The organism is Pseudomonas sp. BN417 (assembly GCF_029871205.1).
Taxonomy (GTDB): domain Bacteria; phylum Pseudomonadota; class Gammaproteobacteria; order Pseudomonadales; family Pseudomonadaceae; genus Metapseudomonas.
The window spans coordinates 1-5,419 of record NZ_SSOJ01000113.1; the positions used below are offsets into that span (position 1 = coordinate 1).

General features: G+C 65.3%; 4 protein-coding genes. 2 read left to right on the forward strand and 2 right to left on the reverse strand.

What is annotated here, in order from left to right:
* The coding region (gene lipA, locus E8F11_RS13475) for a lipoyl synthase (RefSeq protein ID WP_280289319.1) at nt 1-851 on the reverse strand (851 nt) is incomplete at its 3' end.
* Between the two features lie 271 nt (nt 852-1,122).
* On the opposite strand from lipA, the gene E8F11_RS13480 reads away from it, so the two are divergent.
* Entirely contained in the window at nt 1,123-1,674 is a 552-nt protein-coding gene (locus E8F11_RS13480) for a VOC family protein (RefSeq protein WP_280289320.1), read from the forward strand.
* Between the two features lie 97 nt (nt 1,675-1,771).
* Here E8F11_RS13480 and E8F11_RS13485 read toward each other — a convergent pair whose 3' ends face one another.
* On the reverse strand, nt 1,772-3,733 hold the full coding sequence (locus tag E8F11_RS13485; RefSeq protein WP_280289321.1) for a sigma-54-dependent Fis family transcriptional regulator: 1,962 nt from the start codon (nt 3,731-3,733) through the stop codon (nt 1,772-1,774).
* Between the two features lie 354 nt (nt 3,734-4,087).
* Between E8F11_RS13485 and E8F11_RS13490 the strand changes: the two genes are divergently transcribed.
* On the forward strand, nt 4,088-5,014 hold the full coding sequence (locus E8F11_RS13490) for a transporter (RefSeq protein WP_280289322.1): 927 nt from the start codon (nt 4,088-4,090) through the stop codon (nt 5,012-5,014).
* Nucleotides 5,015-5,419: the final 405 nt, after the last annotated feature.

The following is a 5,419-nucleotide window of genomic DNA, read 5'->3' on the forward strand; positions in this document are numbered from 1 at the left end:
GGGTGGACGAAGCGCTGCACCGGCAGGTGGCTGCGCGAGGGTTGCAGGTACTGGCCAAGGGTGAGCATGTCGATCTGGTGCTCGCGCATGCGCTGCATGACTTCGATCACTTCCTCGTCGGTCTCGCCCAGGCCCAGCATCAGGCCGGACTTGGTCGGCACCTGCGGCACGCGCTGCTTGAAGTTCGCCAGCAGGTCCAGCGACCACTCGAAGTCCGAGCCGGGACGTGCGGCCTTGTACAGGCGCGGTACGGTTTCCAGGTTGTGGTTGAACACATCCGGCGGCTCTTGTTCGGTGATGGCCAGGGCCACGTCCATGCGCCCGCGGTAGTCCGGCACCAGGGTTTCCAGCTGGATGCCCGGGGACAGCTTGCGGATCTCCCGCAGGCAGTCGACGAAGTGCTGGGCACCGCCGTCGCGCAGGTCGTCGCGATCCACCGAGGTGATCACCACGTATTTGAGGCGCAGGTCGGCAATGGCCACTGCGAGGTTTTTCGGCTCGACCGGGTCCAGCGGCTTCGGCCGGCCGTGGCCGACGTCGCAGAACGGACAGCGGCGGGTGCAGATGTCGCCCATGATCATGAAGGTCGCGCTGCCACCGGAGAAGCACTCGCCCAGGTTCGGGCAGGAGGCCTCTTCGCAGACGCTGTGCAGCTTGTGCTTGCGCAGCAGTTGCTTGATCCGCGCCACCTCGGGCGATGCTGCGATTTCCACGCGGATCCAGTCGGGTTTGCGCGGTATGTCTTCGGTGGGAATGATCTTCACCGGAATGCGCGCCACCTTCTCGGCGCCGCGCAGCTTCACGCCGGCTTCCAACTTGGCCGGCTTCGCGGCCCTGTGCTGAGACTCCACATCGTTCTCCGATAGTTCGAGAGGGTGCGTGCAGTGCTCAGCAACAACCGGGCCAGGGTGCAGAAGCGCATGAAACCGGGCTTTTCGCCTCGATCCGGATCTGTCCAAAGTGCTTTACACCTGTAAGTGCCTTTACAGGTCGCTGGCCGTTCCAGGGTAATGAATCCAGCGGAATCAACAGCTTGGTGAGTGGCATCGGTTGTGCTGGAGAACAGGGGGGGCGCTGTGCGCTGCCCGATCTCGAACAACAACACCCTGTCTGGAGAGCTTCATGAACCACACTCACCTGTCGAACGGCACACTGCCTGGCATGCGCGGTATGCAGCACATCGGCATCACCGTGCCGGACCTGGCCGAAGCAGTGGCCTTCTTCGTCGATGTACTCGGTTGCGAACCGTATTTCAGGTTTGGCGAATTCCGCTTCGAAGACGACTGGATGGAGCGCCACCTCAATGTGCATCCCCGGGCGGCCATCCGCGACTTCCAGATGGTCCGCTGTGGCAATGGCACCAACCTGGAAATCTTCGAGTACAGCGCCCCTGACCAGAATCGCCGCTTGCCGCGCAACAGCGATATCGGCGGGCATCACCTGGCGTTCTACGTCGATGACATGGACCTCGCCGTGGCGTACCTGAAGTCCCGAGGCGTGCAGGTACTGGACACCCCATCGACCTTCACTGACGGGCCGGCGGCTGGGCTTACCTGGGTCTATTTCCTCGCGCCCTGGGGCCTGCAGCTGGAACTGGTGAGCTTCCCCGAGGGTCTGGGGTACGAGACGGATTCGCCGCACTTGCTGTGGGACCCGCGCACACCTGACCGATAGGCCGGCACCGTTGCCCGGCCCGGGCGATGCTCGCTCGGGCCGGGCTCGATGGGTTCACGGGTCCTGCGAATGCGACGTCGATGGCAGTCGCTCAGCTTTACTGGGCATTCGGCGGGACGATGTTGTAGAGCTTCATCCAGCGATACAGGGTCGGGCGTGACATGCCCAGTTCGCGGGCCGCGGCGCTGACGTTCCAGCGCTGCCGGCGCAGGCTCTCTTCGAGCTCGCGGGCGTGGTCGGGCTGTTGCGCCTGGGGGAGAGCGGGGCGGCTGGCCTGCCGTGGGTTGACGCCGGGCAGGCACTCCTCCGGCAGGTCGTTGACCGTGATCTCGTCCGTTTCCGCCGTGGCCAGGGCGTACTGCAAGGCGTTGCGCAGTTCGCGAATATTGCCCGGCCAGGCATAGCCGAGGAGAGCGCTCATGGCATCGCCGCGGATGCGCGCGGGTCGCTGACGCTGGCCGCAGAGCTCCTTGAAGATATGCTCGATCAGGTAGCCCTTGTCGGCGCGCTCGCGCAGCGGCGGCAGACGCAGGATGGCGCCGTTCAGGCGGTAGAACAGGTCCTCGCGGAACTGCCCGGCCTCGATCATCTGGCGCAGGTCGCGGTGGCTGGCGGCAACCACGCGGACATTGACCTTGATCGGCTTCTCGCCGCCCAGCGGCATCACTTCCTGTTCGGCCAGCACGCGCAGCAGCCGTGTCTGCAGGTGCAGCGGCATGTCGCCGATCTCGTCCAGGAACAGGGTGCCGCCATCGGCCTGCTGGATCAGGCCGCGCATGCCCTTGCTGCGGGCGCCGGTGAAGGTTCCCGGCTGGTAGCCGAAAAGCTCGCTCTCGATCAGGGATTCCGGCATCGCGGCGCAATTGATGGCGATGAAGGCGGCCTTGCGCCGGTTGCTGCTGTCGTGCAGCGCGCGGGCAAGGCGCTCCTTGCCGGTACCGGTCTCGCCATTGAGCAGCACGTTCAGCGGCTCGCTGCACAGGCGCTTGGCGCGGGCGAGCATCTTGCGCATGGCCGGGTCGTCGTCCGCCAGTTCATCGAGCGGACAGCGTGCCTGCACCTGCCCCTGGGCTGGCGGCGTCAGTGGCGCACGGCTCGGTTCCATCAGGGCGGCAAAGAACAGGGCGTTCTGGCGATGGGTGCGGAAGGCGCGGACCTGGTCCGGACTGGCATGGGGAATGCTGAAGATGTCGTCCGCCTCGCAGTCGAACAGATCCTGGATGCCAACCCGGCGCGCCAGGGCCGAAGGCCGCTCCGGCAGCTGCAGGCCGCACTCGGCCAACAGTGTGCGGGCCGCGGTGTTGGCCGCGAGCAGGCTGCCGTCGCCCGCCAGGGCCAGCAGGTACTGGCGATTGATCAGCACGAACTCGCGGGAGCGATCGAAGCAGAGGATATGGGCGTCGCGGTAGCGCCGCAGGAAGTAGGCGTCTTCGATCATCCGCGCGTACTGCTTGACCAGCTGCAGGGCGAACTGCTGCGAGTCCTTGGACGGCGGTGAATTCAGCGCCGAGATATCCAGTACCGCCAGTAGCTGGCCTTGGGGATTGAAGATCGGCACCGCGGTGCAGGTCAGGGCAATATGGTGGGCGCTGAAGTGGTCGTGATGATGGCAGGTCAAGGGTGCCTGCTCCTTGATGCAGGTGCCCACCGCGCAAGTGCCGGCGTGGTCCTCGCTCCAGTCCGCGCCCAGGTAGAGGCCGGTCTTGCGATGGGCCGCCTCGTCCAGCGGGTCGCCCAGGAACTGCACGGTGATGCCCCGGTTGTCGGTGAGCAGGATCACGTAGCCCAGCTCGGCGATATGTCGGTAAAGCTGCTCCACGCCGGCGCGGGCGACATTGATCAGCTCGTCCGCCTGGTCCTGGTGCTCGCGCAGTACCTGGCGCGGCACATAGCGTGGCGGCGCGGGTTTCGACGGGTCGAGGCCATAGTCCTGGATGCAGCGCTTCCAGGAGCGGGTGATGATGGGTTCACGGCCTGTTCCGGGCTGCGCAGAGGTTGCGTCGCCAGCGTAGGAGAGCACGGTGTCGATGTGCAGGCTCGGGGTCGAGATGGTGCTCATGCAGCCTCCTCGGATAGCGACGCGTCGCCTCGATGGGCGCTGTTTCGCGGTATCCGCAGTGACGATCTTGTTCTTGTTCGGCGGCAGCACGTGGGAGAGCGGGCTGGCACGGTTGCCTACACCTTACGAGTTTAGGCCCTGTCCGTCACTTGCCCGATGGTTGTATGGGCCCGCTGCCGCGCGGCTTACACCTGTAAGGGGCAGGGCGGCCCGGGCGCCCGTTCCGAACTTCTGGTCGAGCTGAAAAAAGCCTTCCATTTCAGCTTGTTGCATCATCTCACGGTGCCTGGCACGCATCCTGCGCCTGGCCTGTTCGGCCCCCTCGACGGGGTAGAACAACAAGAACGAGGATGCATGATGCTGCCTGTCCACCAAGAGGCCGATCTGATCGGCCCACCCACCTTCGACAACAAGACCTGGGCCGCTGCCTGGGGGCTCGGCCTGTTGGCCTGCTGCCTGTCCGGCACCCGGAGCGCCCATGCGCTGGACCTGGATGCCGGCGACTATGTCGCGGCCCCGGCCGGCACCACGGCGGGGCTGCTCTACCTGCAGGGCGCCGAGCGCGACCATCTGTATCGGCGCGGCGAGCGCATCGCCGATTCGCCGGGGCTGGATTCGCAGATCGGCATGCTGCGCCTGGTGCACTACACCGACCTGGCCGGTTACCGGGTAGCGCCCCAGGTGCTGCTGCCGTTCGGTCGGCTGGATGGCCGCAATGGCCTGGAGGACAGCAGCGGCCTGGCTGATCCCATCCTCGCCATGCCGCTCTGGCTGCTGGACGATCCTGAACGCCGCAGCTACTTCGGCATCACGCCCTATCTGTTCCTGCCCCTTGGCGAGTACGACGGCGACGACACGCTGAACCTCGGCGAGAACCGCTGGAAGTTGAATCTGCAGGCCGGCTTCGCCACCGGCCTGACCGAACGGCTGTCCCTGGACCTGGCCGCCGATGTGATGTTCTACGGCCGCAACAACCACTATGGCAGCGGCCGCTGGACCCACCGACAGAAGCCCAGTTACCAGTACCAGGGCTTCCTGCGCTACCAGCTCACCCCGACCCTGGATTTGCGTGCAGGCCTGTCCTGGCTCGATGGCGGCGAGAGCCAGGTGGACCGGCAGTGGCTGGACGATCGCCAGGAGAGTGGCAAATGGTCCCTGGGCTTCTCCTGGTTCTTTCTGACGAAGACGCAGGTGGCGGCCACCTATGGTCGCGACTTCGAAGTCGAGAACGGATTTCGTGAGGAGCACCGGCTGAACATCCGCCTGATGCAGGTGTTCTGATCGGTCCGGACGGTCTGCTGCTTGGGGCCTTCGGGCCCCTTTTGGGCGTCAGGTAGTCGTAACTCGGAGGATGGGGCGGGCGGCGTTCCGCGAGCTGAGCGATACCCATCGATTTCCCGACACTGATGGGTATCGCTGTGTACTCAACTCATCCTTGCAAGGTGCTCTGGACTAAGAAGAGCCCCGCACAGTTGCGGGTTCTGGGGGAGCAGGGCGAGCAGGCGATGCATCACCAGCTCCCATAGGGGATGCCGAAGCGTTCGACATAGCGTTTGGAAGCTTCCGACTGGGGATAGTAGTGACCTCCCGATTTACCCAGGTGTGGCCCCAGCGGCTCCACCTCGGCCTGGGCGCGGGCGACCTTGACCGACTTGTAGCAGCGGTTGTAGACCCAGACCTGGATGA

Bases quoted from the DNA above. Each gene is read 5' to 3' on its own strand.
- E8F11_RS13480 (WP_280289320.1), top strand. From the start codon at position 1,123: ATGAACCACACTCACCTGTCGAACGGCACACTGCCTGGCATGCGCGGT.
- E8F11_RS13485 (WP_280289321.1), bottom strand. From the start codon at position 3,733: ATGAGCACCATCTCGACCCCGAGCCTGCACATCGACACCGTGCTCTCC.
- E8F11_RS13490 (WP_280289322.1), top strand. From the start codon at position 4,088: ATGATGCTGCCTGTCCACCAAGAGGCCGATCTGATCGGCCCACCCACC.